General features: G+C 61.2%; 12 protein-coding genes and 1 pseudogene. 3 read left to right on the top strand and 10 right to left on the bottom strand.

Translation table 11 applies throughout. The annotated features are described in order from the left end of the window. Window positions 1-183 precede the first annotated feature (183 nt). The 9 genes and pseudogenes from zupT to JCM17207_RS10545 all read right to left on the bottom strand — a co-directional run bounded on the left by zupT (window position 184) and on the right by JCM17207_RS10545 (window position 11,774). The gene (gene zupT, locus JCM17207_RS10585; protein ID WP_238317589.1) at window positions 184-987 is read right to left on the bottom strand and encodes a zinc transporter ZupT; all 804 of its coding nucleotides are present in this window, start codon (window positions 985-987) and stop codon (window positions 184-186) included. 178 nt (window positions 988-1,165) lie between these two features. Further along, window positions 1,166-1,798, bottom strand: a pseudogene (gene catA, locus JCM17207_RS10580) (type A chloramphenicol O-acetyltransferase). Between the two features lie 38 nt (window positions 1,799-1,836). After that, on the bottom strand, window positions 1,837-2,748 hold the full coding sequence (locus tag JCM17207_RS10575) for a hypothetical protein (RefSeq protein ID WP_238317588.1): 912 nt from the start codon (window positions 2,746-2,748) through the stop codon (window positions 1,837-1,839). Between the two features lie 231 nt (window positions 2,749-2,979). After that, window positions 2,980-5,496: a glycoside hydrolase family 31 protein gene (locus JCM17207_RS10570; protein WP_238317587.1), complete on the bottom strand. Its 2,517-nt coding sequence runs from the start codon at window positions 5,494-5,496 to the stop codon at window positions 2,980-2,982. Window positions 5,497-5,562: 66 nt separating this feature from the next. Then, window positions 5,563-8,103: a glycoside hydrolase family 31 protein gene (locus JCM17207_RS10565; RefSeq protein ID WP_373871958.1), complete on the bottom strand. Its 2,541-nt coding sequence runs from the start codon at window positions 8,101-8,103 to the stop codon at window positions 5,563-5,565. An 87-nt stretch (window positions 8,104-8,190) separates the two neighbouring features. Then, complete coding sequence (locus JCM17207_RS10560) at window positions 8,191-9,507, bottom strand: TRAP transporter large permease (RefSeq protein WP_238317586.1); 1,317 nt, start codon at window positions 9,505-9,507, stop codon at window positions 8,191-8,193. Further along, complete coding sequence (locus JCM17207_RS10555) at window positions 9,507-9,986, bottom strand: TRAP transporter small permease (RefSeq protein WP_238317585.1); 480 nt, start codon at window positions 9,984-9,986, stop codon at window positions 9,507-9,509. The genes JCM17207_RS10560 and JCM17207_RS10555 overlap by 1 nt, the downstream gene beginning before the upstream one ends. 99 nt (window positions 9,987-10,085) lie before the next feature. Further along, window positions 10,086-11,111 carry a TRAP transporter substrate-binding protein gene (locus JCM17207_RS10550; protein ID WP_238317584.1) on the bottom strand — a complete coding sequence of 342 codons (1,026 nt, stop codon included), beginning with the start codon at window positions 11,109-11,111 and terminating at the stop codon, window positions 10,086-10,088. A gap of 90 nt (window positions 11,112-11,201) precedes the next feature. Beyond that, window positions 11,202-11,774, bottom strand: a complete 573-nt coding sequence (locus JCM17207_RS10545) for a YcxB family protein (RefSeq protein ID WP_238317583.1) — start codon at window positions 11,772-11,774, stop codon at window positions 11,202-11,204. 247 nt (window positions 11,775-12,021) lie between these two features. On the opposite strand from JCM17207_RS10545, the gene JCM17207_RS10540 reads away from it, so the two are divergent. Further along, window positions 12,022-12,969, top strand: coding sequence for a helix-turn-helix transcriptional regulator (locus JCM17207_RS10540; RefSeq protein ID WP_238317582.1), 948 nt, complete (start codon window positions 12,022-12,024; stop codon window positions 12,967-12,969). Between the two features lie 94 nt (window positions 12,970-13,063). Here the strand turns inward: JCM17207_RS10540 and JCM17207_RS10535 are convergent, their stop codons facing one another. Continuing rightward, the gene (locus JCM17207_RS10535) at window positions 13,064-15,052 is read right to left on the bottom strand and encodes an FAD-binding protein (protein WP_238317581.1); all 1,989 of its coding nucleotides are present in this window, start codon (window positions 15,050-15,052) and stop codon (window positions 13,064-13,066) included. A 141-nt stretch (window positions 15,053-15,193) separates the two neighbouring features. On the opposite strand from JCM17207_RS10535, the gene JCM17207_RS10530 reads away from it, so the two are divergent. Together JCM17207_RS10530 and JCM17207_RS10525 are read left to right on the top strand one after the other, a co-directional pair. Then, window positions 15,194-15,781, top strand: a complete 588-nt coding sequence (locus JCM17207_RS10530) for a LysR family transcriptional regulator (RefSeq protein WP_238317580.1) — start codon at window positions 15,194-15,196, stop codon at window positions 15,779-15,781. Next, window positions 15,733-16,083: a hypothetical protein gene (locus JCM17207_RS10525; protein ID WP_238317579.1), complete on the top strand. Its 351-nt coding sequence runs from the start codon at window positions 15,733-15,735 to the stop codon at window positions 16,081-16,083. The genes JCM17207_RS10530 and JCM17207_RS10525 overlap by 49 nt, the downstream gene beginning before the upstream one ends. The last annotated feature ends 32 nt before the right edge of the window (window positions 16,084-16,115 follow it).

Genomic DNA, 16,115 nt, shown 5'->3' with positions numbered 1-16,115 from the left:
ATTCCCTGGCTGCGAAGTTCCAGGATCTCTTTCTCGTGTTCCTGAATGTGGCTGTATTTTCTGGGCATAGCAAAGACCTCCTGTAGTAGTTTTATTCTACCACAGGAGGCCTTCTTTTTTCACTGTCTACTTTTACTGGAGCGGTTCACCTATTGGGGTACAGGCGCTTTTTTTGTTTGCATCTTAGAGAAACAGCAGCAGGCTCACCGCCATCACCGCCATGCCGGCGATCAGGCCGTAGATGGAGAGATGGTGTTCGCCGTATTCCCGGGCGGCGGGCAGCAGCTCGTCCAGGGAGATAAAGACCATGATTCCCGCCACCCCCGCAAAGAGGAGGCCAAACAGGGTGTCGCTCATGATGGGCCGGAGGACCAGCCACCCCAGCAGCGCCCCCAGAGGCTCCGCCAGACCGGACAGGAAGGAATAAACAAAAGCCCGCCGCCGGGAGCCGGTGGCCTGGTAGATGGGCACCGAGACGGCGATCCCCTCGGGGATGTTGTGGATGGCGATGGCCGCCACAATGGGCAGGGCCACGCTGGGGGACTGGAGGGCCGAGACAAAGGTGGCGATCCCCTCCGGGAAGTTATGCACCGCAATGGCCAGGGCGGTGAAAAGGCCGGTCCGCATCAGCCGCTGGGGCGGGGGCGCCCCCGGCTCGGCGGATTCCAGCTGCCGGACTTCGTGGGGGTTCTCCTCCGAGGGAACCAGCTTGTCGATGGCCGCGATCAGGAAGATGCCGCCGAAAAAGGCCCCCGCCGTGGCCCAGGCCCCCAGACGAGGGCCCAGCTGCCCGGCCAGCACCCTCTGCGCCTCGGAAAAAATCTCGGTCATGGAGACATAGATCATCACCCCCGCTGAAAAACCCAGGGACACCGAGAGAAACCGGCGGTTGGTGTGCCGGTACAAAAGGGCGAGGACGCTGCCGATTCCGGTGCTGAGACCGGCCAAAAGGGTGAGGAAAAACGCCCCCAACACGCTGTGATCCAAAGAAACACCTCCTGAAAAAGAAATTGACTCCCCCGCTGTGGGAGCTATTGGTTAGTTTATTCTAACCAAAGTATAACATACTTCCGCCCCGGGGGCAAGGTGACCGGGTCACCCTTTGGGCCAAACAAAAACAGAGGGCGCAGAACGCGCCCCCTGTGGGTTCGGTGGGATGTAATTTTCACTCGCCCAGGGTGTCCAGCAGCTCCTGTACCTCCCGGACAAAGCGGCAGAGGTGGAACCCGTCGCAGACCCCGTGGTGGACCTGGGCCGCCAGGGGCATCAGCCGCCGGCCGTTCTCGGTAAAGACCCGGCCCAGGGTGAAGATGGGCAACAGATACCGGTAGCCGTTTTGCAGGTTGAGGTTGAACCCCTCAAAGGTGGCCCAGGGCAGCATGGACACCGGGAAGGTATTCTCCGGGGGGTTGGGTTTCGGCATCATTCCCCCCTTGTCCCCGTAGAGGCGCAAATCCTCCTGCTACCGGGCGCAGAACGCGGGGTAATCGGGGGTATATTCGGTCCACAAATTGGAGAAGGTTTCGGTCTCCTTGTTGAATACGGTATAGCAGGGCAGCATCTCGGAGAAAATCCCCACCTGGCCCTCGGCGTCCAGGGCGGTGCGGAACTCCTCGTGCCGGTTGACCACGGTGGTCAGGGCATACAAAAGAGCGGGGTAATATTTCAGCCCTTTTTCCTCGATGTTGGTGACGTCCAGCTTGACCGTCATGCTGTAAGTACAGGGGGTATTGGAAAAGTAATGTTCAAAGTATTCATTTCTCGGCCAAGCCGCCCGATCCACGCGACAAAATTCCATCCTGAGAGTTCCTTTCCATTTTTATCATTTTGCAGCCGTCATCCAATGGCGGTATAGCGGTAGAGAGAGGGGCCCGTTTCTTCCAGGGCCGACCCGTTCTGCCGGAGGATCACCGTGGACTCCCCTTCGGCCCCCAGCCAGGAGATACCCAGGGCCAGCCCCTGGGCATCCTCTGCGGCAAACACCAGCTGGAAGAGGGAGGGGTCCATGGTCCCGCCGTCGTCCACCCGCCAGGCCGAGCCGCCGTTCAGCTGGGCGGGATAGTCCTTGCTCAAAAGCCCCTCCGGCCCCGACACTACTACGCTGGCCAGAAGGTCCTCCCCCTCGGGCGCAAAGAGAACCAGGTAGAACTCGGCCTCCTCCCCCAGCCCGGCCAGCTGCCAGCTGTTCTGGATGGCGCGGCCCTTCTCGGCTTCCAGCTCGGCGGCGGCGGTTTCATCCAAAGGCCGTCCGTCCCCGAGGCGGGTCTCCAACAGGGCGGGTTCCAGGGCATTTTCCAGGGCGGCGTAGTAGGTTTTGCCGCTGCCGGGCGTCCCCTCCGTCACAGTGTAGCGCCAGCCGGGGATGTTGTCAAAGTTATCGGCGGTAAAGCGGCCGGTGTCCTGGGCGGTGCCCTCCTGCCAGCCCGCATAGGTCAGCTGGAGCACCACCCCGTTCTCTCCCACGGCCCGGGTCAGCTGCTCGGGGGCTTCCAGCTCGGGGCCCATCCGGGGCACCAGAAAGGCGTCCCCCGCCCCGTTTGTAAAGCCAAAGGAACCATCCATCCAATCCGCCGGGGCTTCCGGCTGGGACGCCGCCCCCTGGGACGCGCTGGAGGAAACGCAGCTCTCCGCCGTCTGAGAGGAAGCGGGCTCCGCCGGGCCGGTGCGGGGCCAGGCCAGCACCGCCAAACCAGCCACACAGACACAGCCCAAAAACCAGACGCCGGGGCGCTGCCAAAACTTTTTCATAGGGGGTTCCTCCTATTCGGTTGGGTGGGGGCAAATTTCGCTGCCAATCTGCCCCTATTGTACCCGCGGGGCAGCCCCAGTGCAAGAACCTTATTTCGCAGTTTGGGCCGAAAAACGCGGCAACGCCCACACCGCGCCCAAAGGCGGATGCAGGCGTTGCCGCTGCAATTTTATAAGCGCTTTTCCGATAGGAGAAAGGGAATCTCTCAGCGCAGGACTCTTGAGCCCGGCTTAATCCTCAGCCATGCCGATCAGGTCGAACTTCTCGGTGGAGATCACGATGGTAAAATCGTCCTTTTTGGGGCGGGGGCACTTGAGCCAGATGGTGCGGTCAGAGAGGTTATAGTACCAGCCGGTCTCGGCCTCCTCCCAGCCGTCCCGTACGATAAACCGGGGCACAGGCTGGCCGTCCACGGTGCACCAGAAGGCGCCCTTGGCCTTGCTGACCAGCTTGACGGTCAGGCGCTCCACCGGCGAGGGGTAGCTGCCCTCGGTGACAAACCGGAGCTTGGTCTGGTCCCCGGCGGTGACCTGGATGGTGGTTTTGGCGTAGACCCCCTGTTTGTAGTCCTCGGTGTGGCCGTCGTCGTCGTAGAGGACAAAGCTGGTGTCCGTCTCGGCCGCCACCAGCAGATCCATCTGCTTTGTGATGTCCCGCAGGATCTTCTTCACGTCCTCGCTGGTGACAAAGATCGCCGACCCCCGCAGGAACATGGGGATGCTGCCCGGGCCCACCGGCACTTCGATGGTCTGGCCGCCCGCATACTCCCGCAGGTTGTCGTTCATATCGTACCACTTGCAGCCCGCGGGCAGGTAGATCCGACGGGTTGTGGCGCCCTTTTCCACCACGTTGGCCACCAGAACGCTCTTGCCGTACATGAAGGTGAGGTTCTGGTCGGTGTAGGTGTTGATATCCTCGGGGAACTCCAGGAACAGTGGCCGCATCACCGGCAGGCCGTTCTGGTTGGCCTCGTACATCAGGCTGTACAGGTAGGGCAGCATCCGGTACCGCAGGGCGTAAGCCTGGCGGACATAGGGCAGATTCTCCTCGTACATCCAGGGCTGGGTGACGGTGTTGTCGTTGTTGGCGGAGTTCAGGCAGAACCGGGGCTGGAACACGCCGCTCTGAATCCAGCGCAGCAGAAGCTCGGCCTCGGGGGCGCCCCCTGCAAAACCGCCGATGTCACAGCCCATGTTGGCGCAGCCGGACAGGCCCATGCCCACGATGGTGGCGATGTTGAACTTGAGGGTCCGCCAGTCGGTCAGGTTGTCGCCGCCCCAGACCTGGGCGTACCGCTGGATGCCCGCATAGCCCGCCCGGTTGATGATATAGGGCCGCTCGCCGGGGTAGACCTCCGCCAGGGCCTGCTTGGCCACATAGGCCATCAGGTTGGAGTGGAGGATCTTCAGCTCGGCCATGGTGCCCTTCTTGCCCTCGAAGTCACACTGGGCCTCCCGGTCCTCGACGCCGTCCATCTCGCAGTTGTCGTTCCAGACGGTCTTGGTGCCCATCTTGAGGATGTTCTCCTCCAGCAGCTGCTTCCAGGTGTTGCGGCCCGCCGGGCCGGTGAAGTCCACAAACCGGCCCTCGCCGCCCCACCAGCGCCCCAGGTAGTCCTCCTGGCCGTCCGGGGTCTTGATGAACACGTCGTTTTTCTTGAACAGGTCCATATAGGGGTGGCGCTTGAGGATGCCGGGTTTCAGGTTGACAATCACGTTGATTCCCCGGGCGTTCATCTCGGCGAAGAAGGCTTTCGGGTCGGGGAATCGTTTGTGGTTCCAGTTGAACACATAGCGGAGGTTATCCTCCTCGCCGCTGGAATAACCCGAGGCCAGCCAGAAGTTGTCGATCAGGACGCCCTCTTTTTCGTGCTTGTCGATGACCTTGTAGATCTCCTGGTCGCAGTCCTTTTCCAGCTCGGCGTAGTACATGGTGGAGGCGCAGTAGCCCAGGGACTGCTTGGTGGGCAGGGCGCTCCGGCCGGTCAGCCAGGTGTAGTGCTCCAGCACCTGGGCCATGGTGGGGCCGTTCAGGAGGAACAGGTCGATGTCGCCGCCGTCGGTCTGGTAGTAGCAGTACCGTTCCCAATAGCCGGACAGCTCCTGACCCAGGTCAAAGACGCAGTCATAGGAGTTGTGGTAGAACAGGCCCATGGCGTACCGCTGGCGCTCGTTGATCCGGATGTAGAAGGGGATGTGCTTGTACATCGGGTCGCCGATCTCGGGGTCGTGGCCGATGGCGTCCTTGGGGGACATCCGCAGCCGGCGGCCCTTCTTGTCCAGGTGGCCGGTCTTTTCGCCGAAACCGTAGAAGTGGTCCAGCTCCCGGTCGGTCTTGGAGTAGTGGGTCAGGCGGCCCAGCTGGTCCCGCTCAAAAGCCCGCTCCCGCAGATCCTGGTAGATCAGCTCCCCTTCCGCGGTGTAGAGGGAGAAGGCGAAGGGCTTTTTGTTCAGCACCAGCCGCAGGGTCTTGGTGCAGAACACTGCCTCCTTCTCGTTCTCCTCCATGGGGACATCCAGCGCCTGGATTCGGGTGCGCTCCCCCGCCAGCAGCTCGTCCATACGGTCGGGCCAGGCCGTGGTTACCAGGGTATAGGACTCTTCCTCCATGGGTTTGGTGCGGTCGAAGTGGACCCGGATTCGGATCACATCATCGCTCATGAATACCAGCAGCACATCGGCTGCGTCGCCGTGGATCAGATAGCCGCAATCGTTTTTTTCAATCGAGCGGCAGGTTCTCAGCAGCATTGGGAACCCTCCTTTTTTCAATTTAAAGCGCCGGCCGGGCGGCCGGCGCTCCTTTAGCAATCGAAATTACATGCCGATCAGGTCGAACTGCTCGAAGCTGACGGTCAGGCGGCAGTCCTGCTTGGGGTTGGCGTACTTGACCTCCACGGCCTTCTTGCTCTGGCTGTAATACCAGCCCTCGGCGGCCGCGTCGAACTTGCGCCGGTTGAGGAAGTGCTCCAGTTTCCGGTCCCCCAGGGTGACCCAGAAGGGGCTCTTCTCCTTGGCGATCATCTCCACCTTGATCCGCTCCACGGTGTCGGTGTAGCTGCCCTCGGAGGCAAAGTCCATGGTGACCCGCTCGCCCTGGGTGGTGGTGATGGTGGTCTTATGATAGACGCCGGCGGTGAAATCGTTGGTCACGCCGTCGTCGTCGTAGAGCACCGTGGTGGTGACCCCCTTGGGCGCCACGATCAGGTGCAGGTCGGTGGTGTGGTCCTTCTCCATGCACATGAGCTGGTTGTCCGCCATGGCGATGCAGGCGCCCTCCCGCACAAACATGGGGATGCTGGCCATGGTCACCGGGATCTCGATGGTCTGGCCGCCCTCATAGCAGGCGAACTTGTTGTTCCAGTCGTACCACTTGCAGCCGGCGGGCAGATAGACCTTCTGGCTGGTGACCCCGGGCTCCACCACGTTGGCCACCAGGATATCCCGGCCGAACATAAACTCAAAGCTCTCGTCGTAAACGGCGGGGTCGTCCTGGAACTCATAGACCAGGGCCCGCATGATGGGCGCGCCGGTCTGGGAGGCGGCGTACTCGTGGGAGTACAGATAGGGGGTGAAGCGGTACCGCAGCAGGATGGCGTCCCGGATCAGGTCGGCGCTGTCCCGGAACATCCAGGGCTCAGTGACGGTGTTGTCGTTGCTGGCCGAGTGGATGGAGAACCGGGCCTGGAAGATGCCCTGCTGCACCCAGCGGACAAAGAGTTCCTCGGTGGGGGCCGGGCCGGCGAAACCGCCGATGTCACAGCCCTCGTTGGGCTGACCGGAGAGGCCCATGCCGGTGATGATGGGGATATTGTACTTGAGGGAGGTCCAGCTGGTGTAGTTGTCCCCCGCCCAGGTCTGGGCGTACCGCTGGATGCCGGCGCTGCCGCTGCGGCAGACCGAGTAGGGCCGGGCATTGGGGTCATGGGCCTTGACGGCGTCGTTGCTCATCTTGCACATGAGGGTGGACATGATGGGCTTGAGCTGGCCGATGGTGCCGCCCTTGCCGTCGAAGCAGCAGACTGCATCCTTATCCAGCAGGCTGTCGTACTCGCAGTTGTCGTTCCAGATGGAGTTGGTGCCCACATCCACCAGGCTGTCGGTGACGTATTTTTTCCAGTTCTCCCGGGCCTCGGGCTTGGTGAAGTCCCAGAAAGCGCCGTCGCCGCCCCACCAGGCGCCCACCGCGTAGGTGTCGGGGTTTTTGCTGTCCTTGACGAAAACATCCTGGGCGTTGAACTGGTCAAACCAGGGGTGGCAGACCAGCACGCCGGGCTTGATGTTGGGCACGTTCTGGGCGCCCTTCTCGTTCATGGCCGCGAAATAGGCCCGGGGGTCCTTGAACCGCTCGGTGTTCCAGGTAAAGACGCAGCGCTTGTTGTTGTAGCTGGTGTAGCCGCTGGACAGGTGGAAGCCGTCGATGGGGAAACCCTCTTCCTTGATGGTGTCGATGAAGCCCAGAACGGCATCGTCGCTGTCCTTCTCCAGCTCGGGGTAGTACATGGAGCTGCCCTGGTAGCCCAGCGCCCGCTTGGGCAAAAGGGCCGGGCGGCCGGTCAGCAGGGTGTAGTTGTCCACCACCCGGGCGATGGTGTCGCCCGCCAGCAGGAACAGGTCGATGTCGCCGCCGTCGGCCTGCCAGTAGCTGTACCGGGGCCAATAGTTGCTCTTTTCACAGCCCATGTTGAAGCTGGATTCATAGAAGTTGTGGTAGAACAGGCCCACCGCCTTGTGGGTGGCGCGGGACAGCCGGATGTAGAAGGGGATGTGCTTATACAGGGTATCCATCTTGGTGGCATCGTACCCCATGGCGTCGGTGGCGCGCTCCCGCAGGAAAGCCTTGTTCTTGTTCAGAAGGCCGGTCTTTTCGCCGAAGCCATAGAAACAGTCGTCCTCTTCCATCCGGGTGTAGTGGGTGATCCGCCGGTTGCTGTCCAGGGTGTAGGGGTTGCCGGGCAGGTCGCTGTACAGCAGCTCGCCCGCCGCGTTGTACAGCCGGAAGTTCAGGGGCGCTTTCTGGAGCACCAGCTTAACCTTGCCGGTGTCGAAGGTGATCTCCCCTTCCGTCTCGCAGACCGCGGGCTGGCAGGGGGCCACACGGGTGCGCTCCCCCTCAAACAGGCTGTCCAGGCGGTCGGCCCAGGCGGTGGTCATCAGGATATAGGATTCCTCGGCCAGCTCCTTGTCAAAGGAGGCGCGGAGCCGGACGATCTCGTCTGTCACAAAGCAGACTTTGATGTCTGCGCAGTTGGTATGGATCAGATAGCCGCCCTCCAGGCTGTCCATCCCCACATAACGGGTGCAAATCTCCATCGTTGATTCCTCGTTTCGGTTGTATTCGGGGTTCGTGTCTGCCACACCTGAAAAGTGCCGGCCATCCATGGTTCAGGCAGGATATCCACGGGTGGCCGGCACAAGGTGTTGGCTGGATTCAGGGCCGGTTGATTACCACCACATGCTGGGCACCAGGCCGCACAGGTAGGGCACCAGCAGCGAAATAGCCGGAATATAGGTAATCAGGAACAGCGCAACCACCATGGCTGCAAAGATGGGCACAATGTACTTGGTGACGCCCTCGATCTTGACGTGGCCGACGCCGCAGCCGACGAACAGGCAGGAGCCCACCGGCGGGGTAACCGAGCCGATGCCCAGGTTGGTGATGAGCATCAGGCCGAAGTGGACGTCGCTCATCCCGACGCTGCGGGCAATGGGCAGGAAGATCGGGGTGAAGATCAGGACAGCGGGGGTCAGATCCAGGAACATGCCCATGATCAGCAGGAAGACGTTCATGATGAGCAGGATCACATAGCGGTTGCTGGAGATGCTCATCAGGGCGCTGGAAATGGCCGCCGGGATGCCCGAGTAGGACATAACGTAGGACATGATGGAGGAGGCCGCGATCAGGAACAGGATGGTGGCCGAGCTCTTCATGGTATCGGCCAGCAGGTCGTAGAAGGTCTTGAAGTTCATCTCACGGTAGAGCACCGCCAGCAGCCCGCAGTACAGGCACATGACGACGCCGGCCTCGGTGGCGGTGAAGATGCCGCCCAGAATACCGCCCATGACGATGATGACGGCCAGCAGCGAGGGCACCGCATCCACCAGGATTTTCAGGGTGGAGGCTTCCTCCTTGACCTGGGAGGACTTATAGCCCTTCTTGACGGCCAGATAGATGGCCAGAACTGCCACCGACAGGCCCAGCAGCAGGCCGGTGAGGTAGCCGCCCATGAACAGGGCCGCCACCGAGACGCCGCCGGCGGTGATGGAGTAGAGGATCAGCGGACCGGACGGGGGGATCAGGATGCCGGTGGGCGCCGAGCAGATGTTGACAGCAGCGGAGTAGTTGGGGTCGTAGCCCTCATCCTTCTCCAGGGGGCTCATAATGGAGCCCATGGCCGAGGTAGCCGCCACGGAAGAACCGGAAACGGCGCCGAAGAACATATTGGCCAGAACGTTGGTGGCGGCCAGGTAGCCGGGCATCCAGCCCACCAGCAGACGGGCCAGACGGACCAGACGCTTGGCGATGCCGCCCTTGTTCATGATGTTGCCGCCCAGAGAGAAGAAGGGCAGCGCCAGCAGCGAGAAGGAGTCAACGCCCGAGAAGCAGCGCTGGGCTGCGGTCAGGGCGAAGATCGCCGGGTCCATGCCGCTCATGATCGCGGTGATGACCGAGGCGATGCCGATGCCCGCCGAAATGGGCACGCCCGCCAGCAGCATCACGAAGAAGGAGCCGAACAGCATGAGAGTAGCCTGTAAAACCATTATTTGCCCTCCCCTTTCTTTTCTGCAAAGCTCTGCAGGTACTTGAGAACCCGGCCCAGGACGATGAACACGCCGGAGATGGGCAGGATGGAATAGAGGAACTTAAAGGGCAGACGCATGACCGACGACTGGTTGGTGGCGTTGAGGGTCAGCTTGAGCCCGCCGTAGATAAAGACGTAGCAGACAAAGAAGAGGATCGCCGCCTCGATGAAAAGGATCAGGGCAATCTTAACCTTGCCGTTCACCCGGTCTTTGACCAGGTCGAGGGCCAGGTGCTCATCCTTGTAGAAGCAGTAGGCCGAACCGATCATGGAAGCCCAGATCAGCACATAGCGCAGAAACTCATCGGTAAAGGTGGAAGGATCTTTCAGGATCCAGCGGGTGAAGATCTGCCAGGTACCGCCGGCCAGCAGAGCGAACATTGCAACCGCCATGATAAAGCGCATCACAATGTCGAGAATTTTATCGAGCTTTTTCAAAATACCATCTCCTCGTTTGTAGAAAAAGGCGGCAGCCTTCTCTGCACGTTGCGTTCAGCTGCCGCCCTGAAACCTCCGTCGAAGGGGCTTTCAGCCCGATCAGACAGCGTTCTGGATCTTCTCAACGATGGCGTAGACAGCCGGGTCGCTGGTCTTGAGGTTGTCGTAGATGGACTGGCAGGCCTGCTGGAAAGCGGCGGTGTCCACGTCGTAGATCAGCTCGACGCCCTTCTCCTCGGCAGCGGCCAGAACCTCGTCCTCGAACTCCTTCCAGGCGGTCTTGTACTCCTCGGTGGCCTTGGCGGCGCAGTCCTTCATGATCTGCTGCTGCTCGGCGGACATGGAGTTCCAGACCTTGGTGGAGATGACAACGATGTCGGGGATGCGGGTGTGCTCGTCGAAGCAGTAGTACTTGGTGACGTCGCCGTGGTCGCGCAGCGCGGTGACGTTGTTCTCAGCGCCGTCGATGACGCCCTGCTGCATGCCGGTGTAGATGTCGCTGTAACCCATAACGGTGGCCGAGCCGCCCAGGCAGGTCATCATGTCGATGGCCATCTGGCTGTCCATGGTGCGGATCTTCAGGCCCTTCAGGTCAGCGGGGGTGCGGATGGGGGTCTGCTTGGTGTAGAAGGAGCGGGAGCCGGAGTCCAGCCAGGTCAGGCCCATGAAGCCGTCGGCCTCGGTCACAGCGTACAGCTCCTGAGCGACCTCGCCGTCCATGACGTTGTAGTAGTGCTCCTGATCGTTGAAGACGTAGGGCACCGACATGGCGTTCCACTCGGCCTTGAAGTTGCCCAGAGTGGAGGCGGAAACCTTGGCCATATCCAGCGCGCCGGCCTGGATCTGGGAGATGTTGTCGGCCTCGGAGCCCAGGGTGCCGTTGGGCACAACCTCGATGTTGATGCTGCCGTTGGAAGCCGCCTTGACTTCCTCAGCAAAAGAAGTCAGCTGAATATGAACCGCGTGGTCCTCGGCCAGGCCGTGGCTCAGCTTGAGGTTAAAGACCTGCTCGCCGGACGCAGTGCTGCCTGCGGTGCTGGAAGAACCGCCGCAGGCGCCCAGGACACCTGCCGCTGCCACTGCCATACCAGCCGCAAGGAACGAACGACGCGAAATTTTCTTCATGATGAAATCCTCCTGTTTTCTTCTTGTGGATTGGGTGCGATCTATCCAAAAACAGCTCGAACAGCCGCTTTCGTCGGGTTTGTGGGTCGATTACTTTTTCTTTCGGGCGCGGCGGAGCATCCCCACCAGATCCCACAGGTTCATGGTCAAAAAGGATTTGCCCACCGTCTCCCACTCTTTGCCGCTCTTTTTGGCCACAAAGGCCTTGAACCGGTCGGGATTTGCGGGGGTCAGCCCCTCCCGCGGGAGCATCACTGCGGTCTGCTTGTCCTGAAAGAGATAGAAATAGGCTTCGTCCTCCACCAGGCGGTCGATCTTTTTATAAGGAATTTTGAGGCCGTTTTCCACCTCGACGCCGGCCTCGTTCAGCCGGCATTTGACGGTGCTGGTCTGGCCGCCCCGCTGGGCGATGACCCCCTCGGCCTGGACTTTGCTGGGGAAATCCTGGGAGACGATCAGCCAGGTACCCACCAAAAGGCAGAGGATTTTGGCCACTTCCGGGATGGGGGTGAAGATGGCCAGCACCAGGGCCGCGCAGGCGATGCCCAGGCGGAGCACCCGGCGGGCCGTCTCGTAGACATAATACTCGGTGCGGAACATCCGGCGGATGGTGTCGTCGTCGTACTGAGTGACGGCCTCGAAATGATTCTTTGAAGTTTGCATCTTACACCTCTTATACCTGCCAAAAAAGCCAAGATAAAAGATTGATATCGAAAAATCAATTCATGCAAACCATCCAAAAGCAGTTTACCTATTTTAGTTTTTTCGTACAATCTATCGCTGTCTCGTTTATAATAGCAAAATCCTTCGCCGGTTTTCGACTGCTTTTGTGTCTAAAATGTTGCAAAATGTGATTTTGTTGGATATACTTATTTTGAGCATAACCCCATTTTTTGGAAAGGGAACGGCCATGATTATCCAAAAAATCCCCCATTATATCGACTCGATGCTCACCCAGGAGATGGCCCGGATGGCCCTCGAGGGGGGCAAAGTCGTCATCGCCTGGTACACCAACCAGGAGAACAAACAGTCGGTGGTTCACTCCCACCCCTACCACGAGCTGATCATCCCCTTCAAAGGCAGCATGGTGCAGTATTCCTCGGCCGGCAGCCTGTACACCCTCCACGTCGGGGAGCTGATCTTTTTCCCGGCTGAGCAGTTCCACTCGGGGAAATACGATCTGACCGACACCGTGTCGGAGCGGCTGGTGATCCAGGTGGACGCCGACATCTGGGAGTCTGCCGCCCAGCGCTGCGGTCTGGCCTCCCCCGCCTGGACGAAGGAGGTCACCATCCTGAACGCCGACTCGGTCTCCACCTGGGACCTGCGGGGGCTGTTTGAGCGGATGGCCCAGAGCCCTTACATCAAAAAGCAATACCAGAACGCGATTCTGGAGAGCCAGCTGGTGGAGTTCCAGCTTTTGACCAACCAGATTGTGGAGGAAAAGCACACCCAGGCCCCCAGTTCCACCAACGCCCTGATCGCCCAGGCGGTGGCCTATCTCCAGGAAAACTACACCAACCCCGACCTGACTGTGGCCGATCTGGCCACCTATACCTATACCAGCCGGGAATACCTCTCCCGCTCCTTTAAGAAATACACCATGGAGAGCATCCACGGCTATCTGACCAACCTGCGGATGCAGCACTGCCGCCGGGCCATCGCCGCCGGCACCAGCATCCTGGACGCCTGCACCGAGAGCGGTTTCAGCAATTACAGCAGTTTCCTCAAAACCTTCCGGCGGCTGTACGGCATGACCCCCGCCGACTACCGCAACCAGCTTAACGAGCTGTGCGGCAAATACCAGCTGGATCTTTTGGAGCAGACCAAAACGCTTTCGGCTTCGGCCCAGCAATAAGCCCAAAAAAACAAAACACCCCGCCCGCCAAAGCGCCTTTTCAGGCAGCCCGGCAGACGGGGTGTATTTTATAGGGTTATCTTAGAGTTTCGGCTCAGATGCCCTGGGCGGCGTTCTGGCCGGCCAGACGGCCAAAGGTGGCGCTGCGGCCCGCAGCGGCGCCGGCCAGCAGGCAGGGGTAGCTCTGGGAGAAGTAGTTGCCGCTCATGTCGCCGATGACATACAGGCCCGCGATGGGCTCATAATCGGCGTTCAGGGCGTGCATGTTCTCGTCGATCTGGATGCCGTCCATGGTGCAGATCAGGTAGCCGCCGGACTGGCGCACGCCGTAATAGGGCGCGGCGGCCAGGGCGGACAGGCGGTAGCCCTCCTTGCCGAAGTCCTCGTCCACCCCCTTGGCGGCCAGCTCGTTGTAGCGGGCCACGGTGGCGGCGAAGGTCTCAACGGGCAGGCCCAGTTTTTCGGCCAGCTCCTCGATGGTGTCGGCCTTGACGATGTAGCCGTTGGCCTCCAGCTCCTCGTTCATCCCCACCACCATTTCCATGGGGAAGACCGGGGCGGTGCCGTTCTTGTGGTTGAACAGGCGGCTGCAGCCGTGGGTCTCGAACTTCTCGCAGTCGGCGGTATAGTTGCTGTCCCAGATGGTGCAGTAGGTGTGGTAGGGCTGGGAGGAAGCCGAGTGCAGCACCATGTCGTAGGGCTGGTACTCGTTCATGAACCGCTCACCCTTGAGGTTGACCTTCAGGAAGGGCTGGCTGCCCATCCAGAACAGCTGGCCATTGCTGGCCTTGCCGTACTCGCCGTGCTCGTCCGGTTTGACGGCGCCCCGGTCAAAGATCATGGAAGTATGGGTGGTGTCCATGATGGCCCCCGCCCACAGGCAGGCCTTGATGCCGTCGCCCTTGGCGCCGGGCTTGGAGTAGTTGACGCAGGTCTGCTCCACGCTCTGGGGCTGGAGGGCCAGCATCATCTCCTCGTTTCCGCTGTAACCGCCGCAGGCCAGGATGACGCCCTTGCTGGCCTTATAGCGGATGTAGTTGCCCTCGGCGTCCTTGGCGATCAGGCCGCAGACCCGGTCGCCGTCCTTTTCCAGCTTGACCATGGTGATCTCGTACTGGACCTCCAGGCCCAGATTCTGGGCGTAGTCCAGAACGATGTCCATGGTCAGCTGCTCGGTGTACTCGGGGCCATACTGGGTGCTGTGGCCCACGTCCAGAACCTTATAGTTGCTGGGCAGGGTGGCGTCGTCGATCTCGTGGCGGAACTCCATGCCGCCCTCGGCCAGACGGGCCGCGAACCAGTCGATGGTCTCGCCGCTCTTGTCGGCCCAGACCTGAGCCAGGCTCCGCTTGGTGTAGCCGTGGCTCCAGTCGCAGAGGTAGCGCACCGCCTCGGCGGGGTCCACATCGTCGCCGTCCTGCTTCTGCTCGGTGGAACCGCAGGCCGCCAGGGTGTCCCGGATGCCCGAGGCCATGTCGTGGCCGAACTTCTCGATCAGGATGGTCTTGGCCCCCATCTCCACCGCCGATGCCGCGGCAAAGGTGCCGGAAGAGCCGGCGCCCACCACCAGGACCTCGCACTCCCGGGTCTCGGTGATCTCGCTCTCGGCGATCTCGGGCTCCTGGCCCAGCCAGTCGCTGCCGGCGGAAGAGGAAGAGGTATCCTGGGGCGCGGGCTGGATGGCCCCGCCGCTGGCCTGGCTGATGCAGTCGGCCACGGCGTTCTGGACCGCCTTGCTGGTGACGGTGGCGCCGGTCACGCCGTCGATCTGGCTGGTCTGGGCGGTCATGATCTGCTCCACCAGCTTGTCCTTGGCGGCCTGGCCGATGGACTCGGTCTCGCCCGAGACATCCAGCACCACCTCGGTGATGCTGACCTCGTCAAAGGTCACGGTGGCGGTGACAGGGCCGTTCATGCCGTTGGCGGTGGCGGTGTAGGTGCCGGGGGTGTAGATGCCGGCCACCGAGGAGGCAGCCGCAGAGGAAGCGGCGGAGTTGCAGCCGGTGAGGGCGCCCAGAGCGGCCGCGCCGACGCCCAGCAGGGTGCCGTGTTTGAGGAAATCACGGCGGTTGATCTTGTTCATGCTAAAATCTCCTTCTTTTTCTTGAACCTGTGCAGGTTTCAGACATTGTGTTTATTTTAACATCTGTACAGGGAGAGTAAAAGCAGATATAATTGTCCCAAAGACGCAAGCGCGCCTTGCGTTTGAAAGGAGAACCCCGTCATGGAAGTGCGACAGCTGCACTATTTTTTAACTCTCTGTGAAGAGCTGAACTATACCCGGGCCGCCCAGCGGCTGTATCTCTCCCGCCAGGCTTTGCGCCAGAACATCGCCGCCCTGGAACAGGAATTGGGAGAACCCCTTTTCCTCAACCAGCGCAACCACATCTCCCTCACCGAGCGGGGGGAGTGGCTCCGCCAGCACGCGGCCCCGGTGGTAAAGAGTTTTGAACAATTGCAGCAGGAGCTGGCCGCCACCCTTCGCCCCGCCGGGCCGGTCTGCTTCGGGGTCAGCCAGGCGCTTTTGCCCGATTACCTGCCCCGGCTGCCCTATCAGCTGGAACTGCTCAAAACGGTTTATCCGAATTTTCAGCTGGAAATTCAGCTCCTCTCCAACGACGAAATCCTGCGGGGCCTGGCGGAGGGCCGCCTGGCTCTGGGTCTGGTGATGGACCAGAGTTCCGCCGTCTACCCTTTTGAAAAACGCATTCTCCGCCAGGACCCATTCTGCCTGATGGCCGCCCAGGGACACCCCCTGAGCCATTGCTCCAGCCTGAAGGCGGAGCAGCTGCAAAAAACGAAACCATCCTGATTCCCAGCCTGCGGCCGGAGCCCTTCGGCCCCTTCGCCCAGCTCTGCCGGGCCGCCGGATTCGAGCCCCATTTCCTGCTGGCGCCCAGCTTTTACGAGGCAAACTATCAGGTGCGCAGCCAGGGCCTTCTCTGCGTCACCCGGCCCGAATCCGCCCCCAAGAGCCTCTACTCCCCCACCGTGGAGCTGCCGGTCCAGGGGGCCGAGCCCCTCTGTGTCAGCCTGCTGTTTTCCCGGGAGGCAAACCCCACCGTAGCCCGGCTGGTGCAGCAATATCTGGTGGAACACTGCCTCGAACTATAATCCCCAAACGAAAAGGAGGGGGGGGGGGGGGG

The sequence above is a fragment of the Faecalibacterium gallinarum genome (genome assembly GCF_022180365.1).
GTDB classification, from domain to species: Bacteria; Bacillota; Clostridia; order Oscillospirales; family Ruminococcaceae; genus Faecalibacterium; species Faecalibacterium gallinarum.
This window is presented reverse-complemented; position numbering and strand designations above follow the sequence as displayed.